Source organism: Streptacidiphilus melanogenes (genome assembly GCF_000787835.1).
GTDB classification, from domain to species: Bacteria; Actinomycetota; Actinomycetes; order Streptomycetales; family Streptomycetaceae; genus Streptacidiphilus; species Streptacidiphilus melanogenes.
Window position 1 is genome coordinate 13,468 of the sequence record NZ_BBPP01000018.1, and the last position, 20,526, is coordinate 33,993.

The following is a 20,526-nucleotide window of genomic DNA, read 5'->3' on the forward strand; positions in this document are numbered from 1 at the left end:
CAAGAAATCGCAAGACCCCGCGCGCTGCGTCAGAAGAAGCCGCAACGGGTCCGCAGCCGACATGCCGGGCACACGGCCGCCACCTACCCTGGCCCTATGGGTGCCATGGGAACCGTGGCCGCCGGATACACGGTCGAGTTGGAGCCGGAGGTCCGAGCCTGGCTGGAGCTTCTGCCGGGTCGGCTGTTCCGGCGTGTCGAGACCTACGCCGAGCTCCTCGCCGAGCTCGGACCCGACACGCCCTCGCCGTTCGCGCGGACGCTGCGCGACGGCGTCGCCGAGCTGCGGCCGACGCTCGACGGGGTGGCGACCAGGGTCACCTACTGGATCAACGGGGACGAGCGCCGGATCGTGCTGCTCACCGTCTTCCGCAAGACGCGCACGCACGAGCAGGCTCAGATCGAGCGCGCGGTGCGCGCCAAGCTGGAGTGCGAGGCCGCGCACGGCGCCGCGCACGGGATCTTCGTCCGTGAGGGGGTCGGGGGCACGTGATGGGCGGGACGAAGCAGAAGGTGACCCCGGAGCACACCCGCTGGAAGCTGCCGGCGGAGTGGCGCCGGGTGGACGGGCACCGTGAGTCGCTGGAGTTGGAGCAGGAACGCCAGGAGCACCGGCTGACCATGGCCCTGGGGAAGGTGGTGCACGACCGTCGCGTCGCCCTCGGCCTGTCGATGGCCGAACTCGCCTCGCGGATCGGCCTGTCGCGCGCGATGGTCGAACGCATCGAGGGCGCCGACGTGATCGTGACGCTCGCCCTGCTGACCCGGCTCGCCTCGGGCCTCGACGCCTCGCTGCGCTTCGCCGTCGACGCGCACGGTGCGACCGTCTCGCTGGTGGAGCAGGAGCCGACACGCGTCTGACGTCCGGTCAGGTGCCCGTGCGCAGCACCCGCAGCGTGAAGCCCCGGCCTGCCGGGTCGATTCGGCGTGAGGCCTGCTTGAAGAGGAACTCCGCGCGCTCGTAGGAGAGTCGGCGTCGGCCGGTCTCGGGACACAGGTCCGCCGCGTCGGCAGGGGTGCGGGCCGGAGCCGGTCGGCGGGCGCTGAGGAAGAGCGGTCCGCGCGCCCGTCGCTCGGTCAACTCGGAGACGAGAAGCGTGGTTTCGGGTCGCCAGCAGACGAACGCACGTCCCGAGCGGGCGCGGTCGCGGGGGAGGTCCAGGTCCTCGACGTCCAGGGCCAGCACGGCGGTCACCGTGGCCCCGGATTCGAGCAGCACCCGCCACAGCGCGCGGTCGCGCGCGGGGATGGCAAGGTCGCGCAGCAGGGCGCGCAGCTCGGGCCCGGTGGGTGCGCTCCGGTGTGCGGTGGCCGGTGCGGTACGACGGGGGACCGCGTCCGCCAGTGCCGCATGCCCGGCCCAGGCGCAGAAGGAGCGCAGGGCGGCCCGGTGCCGGTTCCAGGTCGCCGGCGCGGCCTCGCCCCACGCCGTGTGGAACACACGAGCGATCTGATCGGCGGTCACCTGCGCCAGCGCAGCGGTGTCGCCGAGACCGGTGCGCAGGCGGCGCAGCGTCTGCGCGTACGAGCGCCGACTGGAGGCGTCCAACCCGGCCTGGGCGAGGAAGGCGTCCGCCGCCGCGCCCAGCTCCGGGCCCGAGGTCGCGATGCCCAGCACGTCCGCGCGGCGCAGCAGGAAGGTGCGTTCGGCGTCGTTGCGGGTGAGCCCGGCCGCGCGGCGGAACTCCGTCTGCGCCTCCGCGGTGCGGCCGAGGCGTAGCAGCAGGTCGGCGCGGACGCTCGGCAGCAGGTGGTAGTCCTGGAGCGTCGGCTCCAGGTGCAGCGCGTCGACCAGGTCGAGCCCGGCCTGCGGTCCGTGCGCCCGGCCCACCGCGACGGCCCGGTTGAGCTGGACCACGGGCGTCGGCAGCAGATGCGCCAACGCCTGGTAGAGCGCCGCGATCTGCAGCCAGTCGGTCTCCTCGGCCGTCGGCGCCTGCGCGTGACAGACGGCGATCGCCGCCTGCAGCAGGTACGGGCCGGGCTGTCCGGCGCGCTCGCCGGTCGACCGACGGGCGGCGAGCAGGTCGCGGGCGCGGAGCATCGCCTCGAAGCCGCGGCGGATCAGCAGTGGGTCCCAGCGTCCCCGGTTCTGTTCGTGCAGTTGGACCGGCTCGCCGTCCGGGCCGGTCCGCGCCGCCTGCCGGGAGGCCTGCAGCTCCATCAGGGCGACCAGCGCCTGCGCCTCCGGCTCGCGCGGAGCGAGCCGGGCGAGCAGTCGGCCGAGCCGCAGCGCGGTCAGGCACAGGTCCGGCCGGATCAGGTCCTCCCCGGACGTGGCCGCGTAGCCCTCGTTGAAGACCAGGTAGACGACCTCGAGGGCGGCCCCGATCCGCTCGCCCAGCTCCTCAGGCGCGGGCGCGGCGGTGAAGTCGACGCGCTGGAGCGCCAGGAGGCGTTTGCCCTCGGCGATCCGCCGGGTCACCGTCGTCGTGTCCAGCAGCAGGTCCCGCGCGATCTCCTCGGGCGTGAGGCCGCCCAGCAGACGCAGGGTCAGGGCGATGCGCGCCTGGGTCGGCAGCGACGGATGGCAGGTGAGCAGCAACAGCCGCAGGATGTCGGCCGGTTCGTCGCCGTCGCCCTCATCGGTCCCGCCGCGCCGCCCGTCCCCGGGCTCGGTGGTCTCCAACTCCCGTGCGAGAACCGCTTGTCGGCGTTCCTCGCGCTCCGCACGGCGGATCCGGTCCACGGCACGGCGTCTGGCGACGGTGGTCAGCCAGGCGGCCGGGTTGTCCGGGATGCCGGCGGCCGGCCATTGCTCCAGCGCGGCTACCATCGCGTCCTGCGCGAGCTCCTCGGCCGCGCCCACGTCGCGTACCAGCCGGACCAGTGCGGCGGTGATCCGCGCGGACTCGAGCTTCCAGACCGCCGAGACCACCGCATGGACATCCGCCGGTCGCGCCGCTGCCGGTGGCGGCCCTGCCGTGCGCGCGCCGGGCGCCGGGACGGCCGGGTGGCCGTCCCGCGGGCCCGGTGCGGCGGTCACGGCCCGAAGACCTGCTGGACGATGCTCTCGCCGTCGCCCACGATCCGGCGGAAGCGCCTGGCCAGCTCGACGGCCTCCTCCTTGGAGCCGACCTCGACCAGCGCGAAGCCGGCCACGGCCTCCTTGGCCTCCGCGAACGGCCCGTCGGTCACGGTCAGCTCGTCGCCGCGGGAGACCAGCCGCACGCCCTCCGGCGCGAGGCCGCCGGTCGCCAGCAGGATCCCGGCGGCGGTCATCTCCTCGACGAACGCGGCCATCTCGGTGAAGAGCTTCTCGTCCGGCGCGGGGGTGGTCTCGGTGCTGCGGGCGGTCATCAGGTAACGCATGGTTCCTGCTCCTTCGTCTCCCGGCCGCCGCCCTCCGCGGCGCCCTTCTGCCCCTGCGTCGATCCCGGCCATGTGACAGGGAATGCCCCGCTGACCTGAGCATATCCGTTTTGCTCAGCTTTCTGACGTGTTGGGGTAGCCGGATCCGTGAGGGGCAACGTAGCCTGGCCCTACCGGAGAGCCCCAGGGGAGCGCGGAATGGCACTACTGAAACTGGCAGCGGTCCTCCTGGTCGGCGGCGCGACTCTCATCCCGGCCGCGACCGCGACCACATCCACGACCTCCGCCGAGCACGCGCCCGCGACGTCGGCCCCGGCCGCCGCCCCCGCGCCCGCGCCCGCCCCGGTCGTGCTGGACTGCACGGGCAAGCCGCAGACCCGGCCGGCGACGTACGTGCTGGCGTGCGGGGACGGCAACAACTACCTCACCGGCGCGAAGTGGTCGACGTGGGCGGCAGGGTCCGCGACGGGGACGGCGACCGACCAGGCGAACGACTGCGTCCCGTACTGCGCGGCCGGCCACTTCCACGGCTTCCCGGTCGACGTCCGCCTCGACCAGCCCGTCCCCTGGACGGGGCACCCGGGGCAGGTCCGGTACACGCGCCTCACCCTGGACTACCCCGGCGCCCGCCCGACCGGGATGCCCGCCCACTTCGTGTGGCCGCTGCCGCGTCCGGTGAACGCCGTCGCGGGGACGTGACGTCGGGTTGACCTCGCGTTGACGTCGGACTCCGGGCGCGAGCCCTACCGGCCGCGGTGCGCGCGGATGATCTCCGCGTAGCGCTCGCCGCTGGTCTTCATCGTGCGCCGCTGCGTCGCGTAGTCGACGTGCACGAGACCGAACCGCTTCGCGTAGCCGTACGCCCACTCGAAGTTGTCCAGCAACGACCAGTAGTAGAACGCCGACACCGGCGCTCCGGCCGCAGCCGCGCGGGCGCACGCGGCGACGTGCTGCGTGAGGTACGCGGCGCGCTCGGCGTCGTCGACGCGGCCGTCGGGGCCGACCACGTCCTCGTAGGCCGCGCCGCTCTCGGTCACCATGATGTCCTGGGCGCCGTACTCGTGGGTGACCCGCAGCAGCAACTGCTCCAGGCCCGGGGCGTGGACCTCCCAGGGCATCGCGGTCTGCGGGCCCGGGCCGGTGAGTTGGCGGAAGCCGGGCACCGGGCCCGACGGGTCGTCGGCGACGATCTGACGGAAGTAGTAGTTGACGCCCAGCCAGTCCAGCGGCTGCGCGATGGTCTTCAGGTCCTCGCCCTGCACCGGGAGGTCGACGCCGTAGAGGGCCAGCATGTCCTCGGGGTAGCCCAGCCCGAAGACCGGGTCCAGCCACCAGCGGTTGATGTGCCCGTCGGCGCGGCGGGCCGCGGCGAGGTCCGCCTCGTTGTCCGAGGCGGGCTCGATGGGGCTGAGGTTGTTGGTGATGCCGACGCGGATCTCGCCGGGCGCCGCCGCGCGCAGCGCCTGCGCGGCGAGGCCGTGGCCGAGGTGGAGGTGGAACGAGGCGCGCACGGCGGCGGTCAGGTCTGTCAGACCCGGCGCCATCTTGCCTTCCAGGTGCCCGATCCACGCGCTGCACAGCGGCTCGTTGAGGGTGGCCCAGTCGGTGATCCGGTCGCCCAGGCGGGCACCGACCAGCGCGGCGTACTCGGCGAAGGCCTCGGCCGTCTCCCGCGCGGGCCAGCCGCCGCGGTCCTGGAGGGCCTGCGGCAGGTCCCAGTGGTAGAGGGTGGCGTTGGGGCGGATGCCCGCCTCCAGCAGCGCGTCGGTGAACCGGTCGTAGTGGTCCAGTCCGGCCCGGTTCACCGCGCCGGTGCCGTCGGGCAGGATGCGCGGCCAGGCGATCGAGAATCGGTAGCCGCCCAGGCCCAGGTCGCGCATCAGCGCGATGTCCTCGGGCCAGCGGTGGTAGCTGTCGGTCGCCACGTCGCCCGTGTCGCCGGACGCGATCGCGCCGGGCACCCGGCAGAAGGTGTCCCAGATGGACGGGGACCGGCCGTCCTCGGCCACGGCTCCCTCGATCTGGTAGGCGGAGGTGGCCGCCCCCCAGAGGAACGCGGGGCCGAAGGCGGAGGTGTCGGGCGCAGGCATGGTTCTCCTCAGCACACGGTGCGGGTGAAGAAAAAGGCAGGTGGAAGGGGGTGTCGGGCGGCGGTCTACTTGACCGACCCGGCGGTCAGCCCGGCGACGAGGTAGCGCTGCAGCAGCAGGAAGGCCACGACCACGGGAATGCTGACGACGAGCGACGCCGCCATGATCTGGTTCCAGTACACGTCGTTCTGCGAGGCGTAGTTGCGCAGGCCCACGGCCAGGGTGCGGGTCGAGTCGTCGGTCATCACGGAGGCGAAGAGGACCTCGCCCCACGCGGTCATGAACGAGTAGACCGCGACGGTGACGATGCCCGGCAGCGCGGCCGGCACGATGACCCGCACCAGCGCGCCGATCGGCCCGTTGCCGTCGACCTTGGCGGCCTCGTCCAACTCCCTCGGAATCGAGTCGAAGTAGCCGACCAGCATCCAGATCGAGAAGGGCAGCGTGAAGGTCAGGTAGGTGACGATCAGCCCCAGCCAGGAACCGTTGAGCTGCACGCCCGTCGTCGTGCCGATGTTCACGTAGATGAGGAACAGCGGCAGCAGGAACAGGATGCCGGGGAACATCTGGGTGGACAGCACCGTCACGCTGAACAACTGCCGCCCGGGGAAGCGGTGCCGACTCACGGCGTACGCGGCGAGGATCGCGATGACCACGGAGATCGCGGTCGAGCAGGACGAGACGACGAGGCTGTTGACGAAGTAGTGCCCGAGCGGCACCGTGCTCCAGATGTCCACGTAGGGGCGGAGCGTGAGATTCGCCGGTATCCAGCTCCAGGCCGCCTGCACGTCCTTGAGCGGCTTCAGCGAGCCGCTGACCATGACCCACAGCGGCAGGAAGGTGAAGACCCCCAGCAGGGCGAGCACGATCCGCCGCGTCCACACGAACGAGGCGGGCGGGGCCAACGGACTGCGCGGCGGCTTGGGCCCGCGCGGCGGCCTAGGCATCGGTCTTCCTCCTCCGGTTGGTGAGCAGCAGGTACACCGCGGTGACCACGAGCAGGAAGAGCAGCAGCAGCACGGACATCGCCGAACCGGAGCCGAAGTTCCAGTTCTGGAAGGAGGTGTCGTAGATCTGCACCGAGATCAGGTTCGCCTGCGGCGGCGGCACGTTGCCGAAGAGCGTGTAGGGGGTGTTGAAGTCGTTGAAGTTCCACAGGAACAGCACCAGGACCAACACCTGGTTGACCGACCGCAGCTGCGGCAGCGTGATGGAGCGGATGCGCTGCCAGGTGCCCGCGCCGTCGAGCGCCGCCGCCTCGTACAGGTCACCGGGGATGTTCTGCAGGCCCGCCGTGACGACCAGGAACGCGAACGGCCAGGTCCGCCAGACGGCGGTGATCAGCAGCGCCCAGAAGGAGTTGCCGCCGATCAGCCAGAACGGCGCGGTCTTGAACAGGTGCAGGTCGTGCACCAGCAGCGTGTTCACCAGACCGGTGTCCCGCTGGAACATGAACTCCCAGGTGATCGCGGCGGTGTAGGCAGGCAGCGCGTACGGCACCAGGAAGTAGGTGCGCAGCAGCCCGCGCCCGCGGAACGGGTCCTGCATCAGCACCGCCGCGCCGGTGCCGAGCAGCCAGGACAGGCAGACCGTCAGCACCGTGAACGCGCAGGTGGTCCAGAAGGACTGGAGCAGTTGTCTGCCGATCGCACCGTTGAAGTCCAGGGCGAAGCGGTAGTTGTCCAGGCCCGCGGCCGGGGCCGCGCTCCAGTTGCGGATGAAGAACTCGGTCAGGTGCTTGAAGCTCATGTAGATGCCGGTAAGCATCGGCACGACGTGCACCAGCAGTTCGAAGAGCACCGCCGGCAGGAGGAGCAGATAGGGAAGTCCGGCGCGGCGCACCCGAGCCCAGGAGCGGCTCGGGCGCGCGGAAGCCGGTGTGCGCGCCTCAGCCACCGGCTTGGAGCTTCTGCTGCGCCTGGTCGAGCTGGGCGGCGACGCTCTGGTCGGTGACGGGCTTGCCCGCCGCGGCGTCGGCGAAGAGGTTCTGCACCGCCGCGCCGATCACCGTCTCGAACTGGCTCTCCGTGGCCACGGCCGGCATCGGCGCCGCGGAGTTGGCGAGCACGCTCTGCAGCGTCTTGACGGTGGTGGTCTGGAACGCCGGGTCGCCGTAGGCGTCGCTGACCGAGGGCAGCGAGCTGTACTCCTTGTTGAGATCGGTCTGCGCCTGCTGGCTGGTCATGAACTTCATGAACTGGATCGCCGCGTCCTTGTGCTTGGTGTTCGCGAAGATCGAGAGGTTGATGCCGGCCACGATGGAGTCGACGTGGTTCGCGCCGGAGGGCGCGGCGGCGTTGAACGGCACGGGCGCGACGCCGTACTGGCTCGGCTGCATGCCGTACTGGGCGAGCGTGGCGTCCGCCGACTGCCACAGCAGCATCGCGGCCTTGCCGGTCGCGAAGTCCTTGACCGCCTCGGTGCCGTTGGAGTACTCGGCGTCGCTCGGGTTGGCGATCTTGTCCGCGGCCATGAAGTCCACGTACTGCTTGATGCCGGCCACGTTCTGCGGGGTGTCGAACGTCGGCTTGCCGGAGGAGTCGTAGAAGCTGCCGCCCTGCTGCTTGGCGAAGGTGAACGCGTGGTGGGCGTTCTCCGGGGTCTGCGCGGCCTCGACCGAGACGCCCCACTGGCCGCCCTTGGTCAGCTTCTTGCCGTCCGCGACGAACTCGTCCCAGGTGGTGGGCGGTTGGGTGATCCCGGCGGCCTGGAACATCGCCTTGTTGTAGTACAGGCCGTAGGCCATCGAGTAAATCGGCACGCCGACGGGCGGTTGTCCGGGCGCACCGGTGGCGGCCAGGGCACCGGGCAGGAAGCGTCCCGTGCCGTTGATCTGCTTCATCACGTCGTCGTTGATCGGCAGGAAGGCGCCTGTGGCCTGGAGCGACGCCGACCAGGTGTTGCCGATGTTGACCAGGTCCGGCCCCTGGCCCGAACTGGCCGCCGCGAGAATCCGGTTGAGCAGGTCGTTCCAGCCGATGACCTCCAGCTTGACCTTGATGCCGGTCTGCTTGGTGAACGCGTTGAGCTCGGGCGTGAGCACCTTGACGTCCTGGGCGATCGAGCCGCCCTGGTCGCTGGCCCAGTAGGTGAGCGTGGTCCCCGCGACGGAGCCGCCGCCCGAACCGGAGCCGCCGGAGGAGGAGCAGGCGGAGGCGAGCAGCGCGGTGGCGACGGCGAGGGTCAGCAGTGCCGGTCTGGAGGAGCGCATGGAGGGAGCCTTTCGGGTGGGGGCGGATCAGCGCGGCCCTTGAGGGGGTGCCCGGAACGGACGAAGGCTTTGCTCATGACTTAGTTCGAGACGTGATTTAACCTGTGAGATAATCAACCGTCAACAGATTCGGCGGTCCTGGGGCGCATGCGCCCCAGTAGGGTGCCGTCCGGGGCAGAGCTTGGAGGATGGGCCGGGATGACCGACGAGGGCCGCAGAAACGTCCGTGACCTGCGGCGCGCCAACCGCGCCCGGCTGCTGCGGCAGCTGTACTTCCATGGTCCGCTCAGTCGGCAGGACCTGATCCAGGCGACCGGCCTCAGCTCCGCCTCCGTCAGCAACGTCGTGGCGGACCTGCTCGACGCCGGGCTCGTGGTGGAGGCCGGCGCCGTCGAGTCCGAGGGCGGGCGCCCGCGCATCCTGCTGCGCGTCGACACCTCCTGCTTCGAGGTCATCGGCATCGACGTCGGCGAGACGCGGATCCGGCTGGAGCGCTTCGACCTCGGCCTCGGGGAACTCGCCGCCCTGGACCTCCCCGTGGTCGGCGGCTCGCTCGACCAGGAGGCCGTCGTCACCGCGATCGCCGCCGGGCTGGCCGAGTTGAGCGCGGATGCGGCGGCGCCGCTGCTCGGCGTCGGCATCGGCGTCCCCGGCATCGTGCAGCACCAGCCCTACGCCGTCGTGCACGGCCAGACCGTCGGCTGGGACGCGTTCCCGCTGGAGGAGCGGCTGCGCGAGCACACCGCGCTGCCGCTCTTCATCGACAACGGCGCGACCACCATGGCCCAGGCCGAGATGTGGTTCGGCGCGGGCCGCGACGCGGACAGCGCGGTCTTCCTGCTGCTCGGCTCGGGCGCGGGCGCGTCCGTCATCGCCGACGGCGCGCCCTTCCGCGGCTCGACCACCAGCGCGGGGGAGTGGGGCCACCTCAACGTCCAGTACCAGGGCCGCCTCTGCCGCTGCGGCGCGCGCGGCTGCCTGGAGGCGTACGTCGGCGCGGAGGCGGTCATCGCCCGCCATGCGGAGGCGGCGCAGACCGCAGGCGCGGCGGGCATCGACGCGGCCGACGAGGAGGAGGCACTGCGCCTCATCCTCGCCACGGCCGAGCAGTCGGGGCCCGCCGGGGATGCGGCGCGTTCGGTTCTCGACGAGACCGCCGTCCGGATCGGCGTCGGGATCGCCAATGTCGTCAACTTCCTGAACCCGCAGCGCGTCATCATCGGCGGCTGGGCCGGGCTCGCGCTCGCGCCTGTCCTGCTGCCGCAGATCCGCGAGGTCGTGCGCGAGCACGCGCTGCGCCTGCCGTACTCCCTCACCTCGATCGACCTCGGCGCCCTCGGCGCGGACGCGGTGGCCCGCGGCGCAGCCACCCTGCCGGTCGCCCGCCTCCTGGAGGCGGGCGCGTAGGGCTGTCCGGCGCAGCAGTGGTGACGCGGGCCATGCTGCGCAGCTTCGACTTCTGTATTGACACCGGCTCGACAGGCCTCCACGATGCACCGCAGAGAGCGCTCTCTCGGCTCAGTACCAAGCTCCCTGCACCACTCCCACCCACCGTGTCAGGAGTGCCATGAGATCTGTCGCCATCGACCCCGCCGGCTCCGGCCGGCGTTCACCCAGACGCCCGCTGTCCGCGCTGCTCGCCGTGGTCGCCCTGCTGCTGGCCGCGCTGGCTGCGCAGGCCGGAGTCGCCCCCCGTGCCGGCGCAGCGACCTGCGGCAGCACCGACCTCGCGCTGAACCGGCCCGCCACCGCGTCCTCGCTGGAGAACGGCAGCTTCCCCGCGTCCAACGCCGTCGACGGCAACACCGGGACCCGCTGGTCCTCGGGCTTCTCCGACCCGCAGTGGCTCCAGGTCGACCTCGGCTCGACCCAGACCATCTGCCAGGTCGTGCTGAACTGGGAAACCGCCTCCGGCAAGGCCTACCAGATCCAGACCTCGAACGACGCGACCAACTGGACCACCGTCTACTCGACGTCGTCCGGCCCCGGCGGGACCGAGACGCTGAACGTGTCCGGCTCAGGCCGCTACGTCCGGATGTACGGGACCCAGCGCAACACCCAGTGGGGCTACAGCCTCTGGGAGTTCTCCGTCTACGGCTCCGGCGGCGGGACGCCGCCCCCGCCCACAGGCGGTCCTCTCGGCTCCAACGTCATCGTCTTCGACCCGACCATGTCGCAGACGACCATCCAGAACCAGCTGAACTCCATCGCGAACGCCCAGGGCGGCAACGAGTTCGGCACCGCGCGCTACGCGATCCTGTTCAAGCCCGGCACCTACGGCTCCGCCGCCAACCCGCTGATCTTCTCCGTCGGGTTCTACGAGAGCGTCGCGGGCCTGGGCCAGAACCCCGGGGACACGGTCATCAACGGCACCGTCGACGTGTACAACCAGTGCAACGGCGGCGTGCAGACCCAGTGCTACGCCACCACCAACTTCTGGCGTTCGCTCACCAACCTGACGGTCAACGTCACCGGCATGACGGGCTGCTACGCGGGCGACGACTTCTGGGCCGTGTCCCAGGCCGCGCCGCTGCGCCGGGTGCACATCAACGGCAACCTGAGCCTGATGGACTACTGCACCGGCTCGCCGGACTGGGCCAGCGGCGGCTTCATCGCCGACTCGCAGTTCACCGGCGGCACCGTCACCAACGGCTCGCAGCAGCAGTTCTTCACCCGCAACTCCAGTCTGGACGGCTGGAGCAACGCCGTGTGGAACCAGGTCTTCTGTGGCGACCCGGGCGCGCCCGCGCAGTCCTTCGCCTCCAACTCCGGTGACAGCGGCGGCCCCAACTCCTACACCACGCTCGCCAACTGCCCCGAGACGCGGGAGGCGCCGTACCTGTACCTGGACTCCGGCGGGAACTACCAGGTCTTCGTGCCCTCGCTGCAGACCAACTCCTCCGGGCCCACCTGGCTGAACGGCTCCACGCCCGGCGTCTCGCTGCCGCTGTCCACGTTCTTCGTCGTCCAGCCCAGCGCCACCACCGACCAGATCAACGCGGCGCTGGCGGCCGGTGACAACCTGCTCTTCACGCCCGGCGTCTACCAGGTGCCGAGCACGATCAGCGTGACCCACCCCGACACGAAGATCGTCGGCCTCGGCTTCCCGACGCTGGTGCCCAGCAACGGCAACACCACGCTCAACATCGCCGACGTGGACGGCGTGAACGTCACCGGCGTCATCTTCGACGCGGGCCCGGTCACCTCCCCGACGCTGCTCACCGTCGGCACGGCGGGCTCCGGTGTCAGCCACGTGGCGGACCCGGTCACCCTGGACGACGTCTTCTTCCGCATCGGCGGCGCCACGGCCGGTTCGGCGACGACGGCGCTGGTCGACAACAGCAACAACTCGATCATCGACGACGCCTGGATCTGGCGTGCCGACCACGGCGCGGGCGCGGGCGGCTGGACCGGCGACCAGAGCGACACTGGCCTCGTCGTGAACGGCAACAACGTGCTGGCCACCGGTCTGGCCGTCGAGCACTTCCAGAAGAACGAGACGGTCTGGAACGGCCAGGGCGGCGAGGTCGTCTTCTTCCAGAACGAGAATCCGTACGAGGTCCCCAACCAGGCCTCCTGGATGTCGAGTTCGTCGCAGAAGGGCTACCCCGCCTTCTACGTCGCGCCCGGCGTCACCAGCTTCCAGGGCTACGGCATGGGCAGCTACTCGTACTTCGACCAGGGCCAGGACATCCACAACGCGATGGCCTTCCAGGCGCCGAACACCCCGGGCGTCCAGTTCCACGACCTGCTGACCGTGTTCCTCAACGGCAGCGGCGGAATCGACTCCGTGGTCAACGGGACCGGACAGCCCGTCAGCTCCACCTTCGGCGGGCCCAGCGACGTCGTCAGCTACCCGTGACGACGACGCCGCCCCGATCGGTGTGACGCCGGTGTGACCCGTCCCGCGCGCGGCTGCTCCTCCCCGCCGTCAGCCGCGCGCGGGACGCCACATGGTGGTGACGACGTGACCGTCGGGCATCGTCAGTTCGCCGGTGGGCACGAAGCCGACGGCGGCGTAGCGCTTGTCGTTGGCGGCCGGGTTGCTCGACTCCAGGTACGCGGGCATGCGCAGCTCGTCGATCCGGGCGAGGCTCTCGCGCAGCAGCGCCATGCCGAGGCCCTTGCCCCGGTGGTCGTCGTGCGTGCCGAGCAGGCTCAGGTAGAAGTGCGGCTCCTGCGGCCGCGCGGCCTCCATCGGCTCCAGGATCGCGAGGATCCCCTCGGCGGTCCGCGCGTCGGTGGTGGCGCGGAGGAAGTCCGCGAAGCCGTGCTCCTCCTCGTCCGTGAGCTCCGTACCGCCCGGCGGGATCCACACCGCGGCGGCCTCGACCCGCTCGGTCACCAGCAGCCACGGATACCGCATCGCGGAGGTGACGAACAGCCGCCACAGCGCGCCGGCCTGCGCGGCCCGCCGCCCGGGGTCAGGGAAGGCCGGTCCCCACACCGGGTCGTCGAAGAACGCGGTGGTGAGGGCGGCGACGACGGCGTCGACATCGTCGGCGCGGGCGGTGCGGACGCTCGCTGGCTGGTCCTTGCTGCTCATCCGGCCACGATAATCGCGCCCCGGCGGGCGAGCGAGCCCATAGCGTCTCCGGCCGTGACCTTGTTCGTGCCCCTCACCTCATCGGCGGACACCCCCAGCCGGAACTGCTCCCGGCCGACCTGTGAAGCCCGCGCGCCCGACCGTGCCTCCCACGCCCACGCGGTGTGCCGCGCTCCGGAGACGGTCAGCGCCGGCGGATCCTCCGCACGAAGGCGGCCGATGTCGAGCAGGAAGTTGCCGCCGAGATCCTCGATGCAGGTGATCAGCCAGCTCAGCCGGTTGTGGTCGCCCCGGTCCCGGCGCGGCTGCGGGACCGCGGCCGCGGCATCGCGGTCTCCCTGCCGGACCGCCGCCCGCAGCGCGCCGAGCCCTGGATCCCCGAAGTCGTGCGGGATTCCTTCCCCCTGGCCGACGCGGCGGTGAATCACGCAGTCGGGACACCGCAGGGTGGCCGACGGGGCCGACAGCGTGACACGGCGTTTCGGCGGCGTCCGGCCGGGATCGTCCGGGGGACGGGGACGGGGACGGAAAGCAGGCCGTGCGGGCGTGGCCCGCCGGTACCGTGGCTCCGTGGCCGACATGACGGGCAGCCCGCCGGCGCAGCCGCCGACTCCGGAGCGGATCGCAGTGCGGATGTCCGAGGGCAGGCGCCTCCTTCGTGAGCACTGCGGCATGACGCCCACCGACGCCGAGCTCGACGCAGGCCCCACTCTCCTGCGGCGGGTCCAGGACACGGCAGGAGCTTCGCCACCGGACTCGGCGGAGTGACGACGGAATCGCGGGCAGGGGGACCAATGGATCCGTACGGGTGTCGGACGCGGCCGAGAGCGGGAGCGGGCGGAGCCGTGGTGGTGCTGGGGGTGCTGCTCGGGTTGGTTGCCGCCGCCGTGAACGCGCTGTTCTCGTTCGGGATGCTGTTCGCGACCGACAGCTGCGGCACGGGCGCGTCCGGTGGGGACGCGCGGGTGTGCGACGGCGGCGTCTGGGCGGTGGTGGTCGCGCTGCCGTGGGTCGGCCTGTTCGGCGGAGTGACGGCCGCTGTGGTCGTGGGTGTGACGCTGGTGCGGCAGGGGCGGTCGCCGTGGCCCGGTCTGCTGGTGGGGCTCGGGCTCTATGTCGTGCTGCTGGTGACGTCGTTGGTGACCGTCTTCGGCTGAGTGCGCGTCAGTCCGCGACCAGCTCCACCCTGATCGAGTCCCCGTCGCGCACGGTCGCGAGGGCCTTGGGGTCGCCGTCGAGGATGCCGAGGAGGTTGCACGGGCTGGCGAGGCGGCACTCGTCGGCACGGGAGATCGGGGTGGGACCGAACGGGAGGGCAAGGCTGTCGCCGTCGGTCCAGAAGGCCACTGTGCCCGGCTCGACGACCTGTCGGGCGTCCGACTCCACCGGGCGGCTGATCGGGGTGCGGAAGTAGACCTCCTTGCCCCAGGTGTTCGCCGTCGACCGGATCGGCAGGGCGGCGCGCAGGGCCTCGCTGGTGGGGGTGGAGCGCAGGGTGGCCGTTGCGGCGCCGGCCGGCCAGATGATGCGAATCTGCATGGCAGCAGGGAAGCGTGTGCTTCAACATTTTGTCAATGCTGTCTCGCGATACCGTCGCCGCATGGCTGAGACCCGGTTGACCACGTCCTCCTTCCTCGTGCTGGGCATCATCGACCAGCTCGGCGAGGCGAGCCCGTACGACGTGAAGATCGAGGCCGCCCGGACGGTCGCTCCGTTCTGGGCGGTGCCGCACGCGCAGGTGTACGCGCAGTGTGACCGCCTCCTGGCGGCCGGGTTGCTCTCCGAGGTGCGGCAGGAGGGCGGGCGCAACCGCCGGGTGATGCGGCTGACCGAGTCGGGCGCGCGGGCCCTGGCCGGATGGCTCGCCGACGCGGCGTTCGTGCCGGTCGAGGCGCGTGAACGCGGCATCCTCAAGCTCTGGTTCGGGGCCCGGCCGGAGGTGCACGCGCCCACGCAGATCGACGAGCACGAGCGCGCGCTCGCCGAGTACGAGGGCCTGGCCGAGTCCGTCGGCACTCTGATCACGCGGGGACAGCGCGAGGCGCTGGAGTTCGGCATCCGCTACGAGCGGATGATGGTCGACTTCTGGCAGTGGGTGGCGGGCCGGGCCTCCGAGTGAGGCGTCCCAGGCAGTCCTGACCGACCGGTAAGAACCTCTTGACCCCTCCCTGGTTCCGCCCTACCTTCTCGATAGTCCAGGAAGGACTATCGACGAGCGAGGGGGTCGCCGTGGACCGGCTCAGGGGCAGCACAGGGACCAACTGGGGCCGGGTGGCGGCGATCGTGGTCCTGGCCCTCGGCGTGGGCTACGCGCCGATCGCCATGACCGAACTCTGGCCCTACGCCCACCCGGGCGCGCCCGCGATCGGCGAGTCGCTCCTCGCCCGTCTCACCAGCCCTCGCTACGTCGCCGACGCGTTCGCCACCCGGATCAAGCCCTACGACCACAGCCTCGCGGCGATGATCGTCCACTCGGTCCTCGGCGGCCTGCTGATGTTGCTCGGCCCACTCCAACTCCTCACCGCAGTAAGGCGCAGGGCGCGCCTGCACCGCGCGCTCGGGGTCGTCTACGCAGTCGCCGTCTACGTGTCGATGGCGGGCGCCGCCCTCTACCTGCTCCGCACCGTGCCGCGCGACGCGTTCAGCGGCCCCGCCTTCTGGATCGTGCTCGCGACCATCCTGGTCGGCACGGTGTTCAGCGTGACGTTCGGGATCGTCGCGGCCGTGCGGCGGATGCCGGACATCCACCAGCGCTGGATGCTGCTCTGCTACGGCTTCCTGATGACCGCGCCGCTGCTGCGCCTAGAGTGGGGCGCGCTGCCGGTCCTCTTTCCCGGGCTGTCGATGGCGGAGATCAACCAGATCGCCGTGATGCACCTCGGGTCCGTCGTCGCCTTCGGCGCTCTGGTCGCCTCCCGCGGGCTGGACCGCAGGGCGAAGGTGTCGGGGATGGGCGGGAGTTGGGTCCCGTGGTGGGTCCTGGCCGGTGCGGGGCTCGCGGGAACGGCGGCCCTCGGGTGGATCGCCGACTCGTTCCTGACGGCGGGCGACGCGCAGAGCCACCGCTTGCTGCTCGGCTATCTCGTTCCGTTCGCCGCCACGGCTGCCGTCATGGTGTGGCGGATGCGGCGGGCCGGGACGGAGGGGCGCCTGTGGGCGCGTGAGGAGTGGCGGATCCATCTCGTCGCGCTGAGCCTTGCTCCGGTGTTCTCCGCCGTGTGCGTGCTGCCCTTCGAGCGCGCCTTCGGCCTGGACCGCGTGACCGCGCTGAGCGCGGCCGTGGCGATCGGCTGCGGCGTGCTCGCGTTCTGGGCCACGACGGTCACCGCCCTGCGGGCACTGGTGGCCAGGGAGACGGCCAGCCGATCGACGACGGTCGCCGTCGCGCCAGGGCAGGCGGCTCAGGCCCGCTGAATGCGGGAGCCGGCGCCCGACACGAGGACCGCAGCCGGGCGCGTGGGGCTCGGTGGGCGCGGGGCTCGGTGGGGCGCGGGAGAACCGCGCCCCAGATCCGGACCCGGCCTCAGATCCGCTCCAACTCCAGCCCGAACGGCAGCGGTTCGGTGTGCAGCACGCCGAGCCGCTGCGTGGCACGGGTCAGCGCGACGTACAGCTCGTTGGCCGCGAACCCGGTCGGCTCGACCACCAGCACCGTGTCGAACTCCAGCCCCTTGGCCTGCGCGGGCGCGAGCAGGACGACGGGGCAGGTGAGGTCCGGCGCGGAGCCGCTCGCCGCCTCGGGCAACGCCGCGACGAGGGCGTCGAGTTCGGCCTCCGGTGCGATGACGGCCAGCCGGCGCTCGGGGGAGGCGTGCTCAGCCACCGTCTTCGCGACCGCGCCCGGCAGTTCGTCCGACGTCGCAACGGCCCGCGCCCACGGCAAGACGCCCGTGCTGCGCACGGACCGCGGCGGGGTGAACGACGGGTCCGTGGCGCGGTGCACCGCCGCGGCCGCGTCCATGATCTCGGCGGGTGTGCGGTAGTTGACGTCCAGGACGACACGCGACCAGCGGTCCTGGACGTGGGGACGCAGGGCGGCGTCCCAACTGCCGCAGCCGCCGGGCTCGCTGGTCTGGGCGGGGTCGCCGACCAGGGTCATCGAGCGGGTCGGGCAACGGCGCATCAGCAGCCGCCACGCCATCGGGGAGAGCTCCTGCGCCTCGTCGACGATGACGTGGCCGAAGGCCCAGGTGCGGTCGGCCGCGGCGCGCTCCGCGGCGCTGCGGTGGTCGGCCTCCTCCTGACGGTCCGCCAGGCGCTCGGCGTCGATGAGGTCGTGAGCGGCGAGGGTCTCGGAATCCTCGTCGTCGCGGTCCTCGAACTCCTGCGTGCGCGAGCCGTAGGAGAGGTCGAGCACGCCCTGCGCGTAGGCGATCTGCTCCTGGCGCAGCGCCTCCTCCGCCGCGCGCCGCGCCGAGTCGTCCTCGCCCAGCAGCTCCGCCGCCTCGTCCAGCAACGGGACGTCCGCCGGGGTCCACTCCCAGCGTGCCGGGCGCTCGGGGCGGGACGCGTGGACGCGCCGGATGGTCTCGGCGTCGGCCTCCGGCAGGTGGGTCGGGTCCTCCAGGTAGTCGGCGAGGAACCGCTCGGGGGTGAGCTGCGGCCACAGCTCGTCGATCGCGGCGTGGACGGCGGGGCTGACCGCGACGGCCTTGCCGATCAGCGCCTGGTCGTCCGGGCCGAGCAGGTTCGGGCCGCCGTAGGGGTCGTGGCCGAGCCGTTCGACGAGCTGCTCGGTGAGCGCGTCGATGACGGCGAAGGCGAAGTGCGGACGGGCCAGGTTGTGCGGCAGCTGCGTCGAGCGGGCGCGTTCCCGAGCCGCGGCGGCGATCTCGCGGTCCAGGATCAGCACGCCGTCGTCGTGCTCGATGACCAGCGCCGGTTCGGGCAGCGCCTGTCGGTCGCGCAGGTGGGCGGCGAGCGCGTCGGCCATCGCCGCGCCGCCCTTGACCGCGGCGGCGGCCGAGGTGTCGGCGCCGGTGGCGCGCACGCCGGGGAACAGCTCCGCCGGGGTGGCCAGCAGGACGCCGGTCTCGCCGAGGGAGGGCAGCACCTGGCCGATGTAGGCGAGGAAAGCCGGGTTCGGGCCGACGATCAGTACGGCGCGGCGGGCCAGCAGCTCGCGCTGGGCGTACAGGAGGTAGGCGGCGCGGTGCAGGGCGACGGCGGTCTTGCCGGTGCCGGGCCCGCCCTCGACGACGAGCACGCCCTGGTGCGGGGCGCGGATGATCCGGTCCTGCTCGGCCTGGATGGTCTGCACGATGTCGTGCATGCGCCCGGTGCGCGCGGCGTCGAGCGCGGCGAGCAGCACGTCGTCGGCGTCGGAGCCCTCGTAGCCGGAGCGTTCGGCGTCGGAGAGGTCGAGGATCTCGTCGTGCAGCGCGGTGACCCGGTTGCGCTCGGTGGTGATGTGACGTCGTCGGCGCAGGCCCATCGGCTCGTAGCCGGTGGCGAGATAGAAGGGCCGGGCGAGCTCGGCGCGCCAGTCGACGACGAGCGGGGTGCGTTCCGCGTCGTCGGCGCGGATTCCGAGCCGGCCGATGTGGTGGTCCGCGCCGTCGCGGAAGGCCAGCCGGCCGAAGCAGAGACCGTGCTCGCCGGAGGAGTAGGCGGCGAGCAGACCGGAGTTCTCGGCGACCAGCACGTCGCGTTCGAGGCGCGTCTGAGCATTGGTCACCTCCTGTCCCAGCGCGGCCTGGACGGCGGCCTCGGCCTGGGTCTCCAGCACGGCGAGGCGTGCACGGAGCAGGTCGATGAATTCCTGTTCCTGGCGAATTCCGTCGTTTGACAAAGCCGCTCCCGCTCGGATATAGTGAAGCCGTAAAGATTCCTCGCTCGTTGGTATGCAATCGCGCCGCAGAGCAGAGGAATCTCTCAATATACGAGCGAATTTGCCGGGATGCAATCCCGGCTTTTTGTTTGCCTCTTTTCAGGTCGTCAGCAGCACGCCCGCGTAGGAGACGGCCGCGATCAGCGCCCAGGAGGCGAGCCCGACCAGCAGTGCCCTGCGGCCGGTGCGCAGCAGGTTCCGCACGTCGACGGTGCTGCCCAGGGCGAAGAGCGCGGCGGCCGTCAGCAGCTCGTCGACGGTGCTCGCTGTGCTGGCGAAGCCGGTGGACAGCATGCCGGTGCTGCGCAGCGCGACGCAGGCGAGGAAGCCGACAAGGAAGAGCGGCAGCGGCGCCGGACGCTTCTGCCCGGCCGCGCGCCCGCCCGCCCGGCGCGAGCGGAGCAGCGCGACTCCGGTGACCAGCGGCGCGAGCAGTGCCACCCGCATCAGTTTGACCACGACCGCCTGCCCGAGCGCGGCCGCGCCGGCCGTCTGCCCGATCGCGACGACCTGACCCACGTCGTGGACGCTGGCTCCCGTCCAGCGGCCGAACTGCAGGTTGCTCAGCCCGAGCGGGTGGTGCAGCAACGGCAGCACGCCGATGGCGAGCGTGCCGCACAGCGTCACCAGGGCGACTGCGGTGACGGTGTCCTCGTCCTCGCTCTCCGTCACGCCGTTCATCGCGGCCACGGCGGAGGCGCCGCAGATGGAGAAGCCGGTCGCGATCAGCAGCGGCTGGTCGCCGGGCAGTCCGGCTTTGCGGCCGAGCCACTGGGTGCCGAAGAACGTCCCCGCGACGACGAGGCAGACCAGGACGAGGCTCGGCCAGCCGAGCGCGAGGATGTCGTGCAGGGCGAGCTTGAGTCCCAGCAGCACCACGGCCAGCCGCATCACCCGCTTCGCGGCGACCCCCAGACCCGGTCGCGTGGCGACGGGCAGCAGGCGGACGCCGCCCCTGCGCAGGTTCCCTGCGAGCACGCCGAGGGCGACGGCGGCGGTCATCGGCGACACGGACGGCGCGAGGTGGTTCACCAAGGCGGCGACGGCGGTGGCCGCTCCGGCGGCCGCCAGCCCCGGCGCGTTCCGGCGCATCGGCCCGCGCAGGCGGGCGAGCGGATGGGCGAGACGTGCGCGGGGAGAGGGTTGCACCTGCACGCTGTCGCGCCGGTCCGGGCGCACGGGGGTGATCGTCACCCGACCACTCTTGGGCGCGCGGCGAAGGGGCGGTAGCCGGAAAGCCGCGCCCACGTCATAGGGTTTCCCTATGACAGAAGCGACGCAGGCGGACAGGCGCGGCGACGGCCCAGCCCCGCGCGCGGGGGCCCGGCGCACCGGGGAGGTCGCGGCGAAGAACCCCGAGCCGGGTGGGGCCGATGGGCGCGGTGCCCGGGGGAGTGGCGGGTCGGGTGCCGGGGGCGGTGGCCGGGCGGAGGCCGTGCAGGGGGCGGAGGCGGGGCCGGGTGGCGAGGCGGCTGTCGGTGGTGGGGCCGATGGGCGGGCCGCGGCCGCGCCCGGGCGGTTGCCGGCGTCGCGGCGGG

General features: G+C 72.0%; 19 protein-coding genes. 8 read left to right on the forward strand and 11 right to left on the reverse strand.

What is annotated here, in order from left to right; translation table 11 throughout:
* Positions 1-96 precede the first annotated feature (96 nt).
* Together TR49_RS20050 and TR49_RS20055 are read left to right on the forward strand one after the other, a co-directional pair.
* On the forward strand, positions 97-492 hold the full coding sequence (locus TR49_RS20050) for a type II toxin-antitoxin system RelE/ParE family toxin (protein WP_236653453.1): 396 nt from the start codon (positions 97-99) through the stop codon (positions 490-492).
* Positions 492-860, forward strand: coding sequence for a helix-turn-helix domain-containing protein (locus TR49_RS20055; RefSeq protein ID WP_042383433.1), 369 nt, complete (start codon positions 492-494; stop codon positions 858-860). The genes TR49_RS20050 and TR49_RS20055 overlap by 1 nt, the downstream gene beginning before the upstream one ends.
* Positions 861-867: 7 nt before the next feature.
* Here the strand turns inward: TR49_RS20055 and TR49_RS20060 are convergent, their stop codons facing one another.
* Positions 868-2,985, reverse strand: coding sequence for a sigma-70 family RNA polymerase sigma factor (locus TR49_RS20060; protein ID WP_084725114.1), 2,118 nt, complete (start codon positions 2,983-2,985; stop codon positions 868-870).
* Complete coding sequence (locus tag TR49_RS45025; protein WP_042383437.1) at positions 2,982-3,311, reverse strand: YciI family protein; 330 nt, start codon at positions 3,309-3,311, stop codon at positions 2,982-2,984. Before TR49_RS45025 ends, TR49_RS20060 begins: the two co-directional genes overlap by 4 nt.
* A 198-nt stretch (positions 3,312-3,509) precedes the next feature.
* Here TR49_RS45025 and TR49_RS20070 point away from each other — a divergent pair, with 198 nt between their 5' ends.
* Positions 3,510-4,010, forward strand: a complete 501-nt coding sequence (locus tag TR49_RS20070) for a hypothetical protein (protein WP_042383439.1) — start codon at positions 3,510-3,512, stop codon at positions 4,008-4,010.
* 44 nt (positions 4,011-4,054) lie between these two features.
* On the opposite strand, the gene TR49_RS20075 is transcribed toward TR49_RS20070, so the two are convergent.
* The 4 genes from TR49_RS20075 to TR49_RS20090 all read right to left on the reverse strand — a co-directional run bounded on the left by TR49_RS20075 (position 4,055) and on the right by TR49_RS20090 (position 8,612).
* Positions 4,055-5,401: a GH1 family beta-glucosidase gene (locus tag TR49_RS20075; protein WP_042383440.1), complete on the reverse strand. Its 1,347-nt coding sequence runs from the start codon at positions 5,399-5,401 to the stop codon at positions 4,055-4,057.
* A 65-nt stretch (positions 5,402-5,466) separates the two neighbouring features.
* Positions 5,467-6,348: a carbohydrate ABC transporter permease gene (locus TR49_RS20080; RefSeq protein WP_084725116.1), complete on the reverse strand. Its 882-nt coding sequence runs from the start codon at positions 6,346-6,348 to the stop codon at positions 5,467-5,469.
* The gene (locus tag TR49_RS20085) at positions 6,341-7,297 is read right to left on the reverse strand and encodes a carbohydrate ABC transporter permease (RefSeq protein ID WP_042383445.1); all 957 of its coding nucleotides are present in this window, start codon (positions 7,295-7,297) and stop codon (positions 6,341-6,343) included. The genes TR49_RS20080 and TR49_RS20085 overlap by 8 nt, the downstream gene beginning before the upstream one ends.
* Positions 7,290-8,612: an ABC transporter substrate-binding protein gene (locus TR49_RS20090; RefSeq protein WP_042383449.1), complete on the reverse strand. Its 1,323-nt coding sequence runs from the start codon at positions 8,610-8,612 to the stop codon at positions 7,290-7,292. Before TR49_RS20090 ends, TR49_RS20085 begins: the two co-directional genes overlap by 8 nt.
* 198 nt (positions 8,613-8,810) lie before the next feature.
* Between TR49_RS20090 and TR49_RS20095 the strand changes: the two genes are divergently transcribed.
* A complete protein-coding gene (locus TR49_RS20095; protein WP_042383450.1) occupies positions 8,811-10,019 on the forward strand; it encodes an ROK family transcriptional regulator in 1,209 nt (402 codons plus the stop codon).
* A 160-nt stretch (positions 10,020-10,179) separates the two neighbouring features.
* Positions 10,180-12,474, forward strand: a complete 2,295-nt coding sequence (locus tag TR49_RS20100; RefSeq protein WP_042383452.1) for a pectate lyase-like domain-containing protein — start codon at positions 10,180-10,182, stop codon at positions 12,472-12,474.
* 69 nt (positions 12,475-12,543) lie between these two features.
* Here the strand turns inward: TR49_RS20100 and TR49_RS20105 are convergent, their stop codons facing one another.
* Together TR49_RS20105 and TR49_RS20110 are read right to left on the reverse strand one after the other, a co-directional pair.
* A complete protein-coding gene (locus TR49_RS20105; RefSeq protein ID WP_042383456.1) occupies positions 12,544-13,158 on the reverse strand; it encodes a GNAT family N-acetyltransferase in 615 nt (204 codons plus the stop codon).
* Positions 13,155-13,586, reverse strand: coding sequence for a hypothetical protein (locus tag TR49_RS20110; RefSeq protein WP_042383457.1), 432 nt, complete (start codon positions 13,584-13,586; stop codon positions 13,155-13,157). Before TR49_RS20110 ends, TR49_RS20105 begins: the two co-directional genes overlap by 4 nt.
* Before the next feature lie 423 nt (positions 13,587-14,009).
* On the opposite strand from TR49_RS20110, the gene TR49_RS20120 reads away from it, so the two are divergent.
* On the forward strand, positions 14,010-14,315 hold the full coding sequence (locus tag TR49_RS20120; RefSeq protein ID WP_152627367.1) for a hypothetical protein: 306 nt from the start codon (positions 14,010-14,012) through the stop codon (positions 14,313-14,315).
* Between the two features lie 7 nt (positions 14,316-14,322).
* On the opposite strand, the gene TR49_RS20125 is transcribed toward TR49_RS20120, so the two are convergent.
* The gene (locus tag TR49_RS20125) at positions 14,323-14,697 is read right to left on the reverse strand and encodes a cyclophilin-like fold protein (protein ID WP_042383463.1); all 375 of its coding nucleotides are present in this window, start codon (positions 14,695-14,697) and stop codon (positions 14,323-14,325) included.
* Positions 14,698-14,758: 61 nt separating this feature from the next.
* Here TR49_RS20125 and TR49_RS20130 point away from each other — a divergent pair, with 61 nt between their 5' ends.
* Both TR49_RS20130 and TR49_RS20135 read left to right on the forward strand, forming a co-directional pair.
* Positions 14,759-15,277, forward strand: coding sequence for a helix-turn-helix transcriptional regulator (locus TR49_RS20130; RefSeq protein ID WP_042383465.1), 519 nt, complete (start codon positions 14,759-14,761; stop codon positions 15,275-15,277).
* A gap of 110 nt (positions 15,278-15,387) precedes the next feature.
* A complete protein-coding gene (locus TR49_RS20135) occupies positions 15,388-16,572 on the forward strand; it encodes a DUF2306 domain-containing protein (RefSeq protein ID WP_042383467.1) in 1,185 nt (394 codons plus the stop codon).
* A 109-nt stretch (positions 16,573-16,681) separates the two neighbouring features.
* Here TR49_RS20135 and TR49_RS20140 read toward each other — a convergent pair whose 3' ends face one another.
* Both TR49_RS20140 and TR49_RS20145 read right to left on the reverse strand, forming a co-directional pair.
* Positions 16,682-18,949: a HelD family protein gene (locus TR49_RS20140; protein WP_236653454.1), complete on the reverse strand. Its 2,268-nt coding sequence runs from the start codon at positions 18,947-18,949 to the stop codon at positions 16,682-16,684.
* Between the two features lie 138 nt (positions 18,950-19,087).
* The gene (locus TR49_RS20145) at positions 19,088-20,182 is read right to left on the reverse strand and encodes a YeiH family protein (protein WP_236653460.1); all 1,095 of its coding nucleotides are present in this window, start codon (positions 20,180-20,182) and stop codon (positions 19,088-19,090) included.
* Positions 20,183-20,526 lie beyond the last annotated feature (344 nt).

Coding starts and splice junctions, on each gene's coding strand:
- TR49_RS20050 (WP_236653453.1), top strand. CDS start 97: ATGGGTGCCATGGGAACCGTGGCCGCCGGATACACGGTCGAGTTGGAG.
- TR49_RS20055 (WP_042383433.1), top strand. CDS start 492: ATGGGCGGGACGAAGCAGAAGGTGACCCCGGAGCACACCCGCTGGAAG.
- TR49_RS45025 (WP_042383437.1), bottom strand. CDS start 3,311: ATGCGTTACCTGATGACCGCCCGCAGCACCGAGACCACCCCCGCGCCG.
- TR49_RS20070 (WP_042383439.1), top strand. CDS start 3,510: ATGGCACTACTGAAACTGGCAGCGGTCCTCCTGGTCGGCGGCGCGACT.
- TR49_RS20075 (WP_042383440.1), bottom strand. CDS start 5,401: ATGCCTGCGCCCGACACCTCCGCCTTCGGCCCCGCGTTCCTCTGGGGG.
- TR49_RS20080 (WP_084725116.1), bottom strand. CDS start 6,348: ATGCCTAGGCCGCCGCGCGGGCCCAAGCCGCCGCGCAGTCCGTTGGCC.
- TR49_RS20090 (WP_042383449.1), bottom strand. CDS start 8,612: ATGCGCTCCTCCAGACCGGCACTGCTGACCCTCGCCGTCGCCACCGCG.
- TR49_RS20095 (WP_042383450.1), top strand. CDS start 8,811: ATGACCGACGAGGGCCGCAGAAACGTCCGTGACCTGCGGCGCGCCAAC.
- TR49_RS20100 (WP_042383452.1), top strand. CDS start 10,180: ATGAGATCTGTCGCCATCGACCCCGCCGGCTCCGGCCGGCGTTCACCC.
- TR49_RS20105 (WP_042383456.1), bottom strand. CDS start 13,158: ATGAGCAGCAAGGACCAGCCAGCGAGCGTCCGCACCGCCCGCGCCGAC.
- TR49_RS20125 (WP_042383463.1), bottom strand. CDS start 14,697: ATGCAGATTCGCATCATCTGGCCGGCCGGCGCCGCAACGGCCACCCTG.
- TR49_RS20130 (WP_042383465.1), top strand. CDS start 14,759: ATGGCTGAGACCCGGTTGACCACGTCCTCCTTCCTCGTGCTGGGCATC.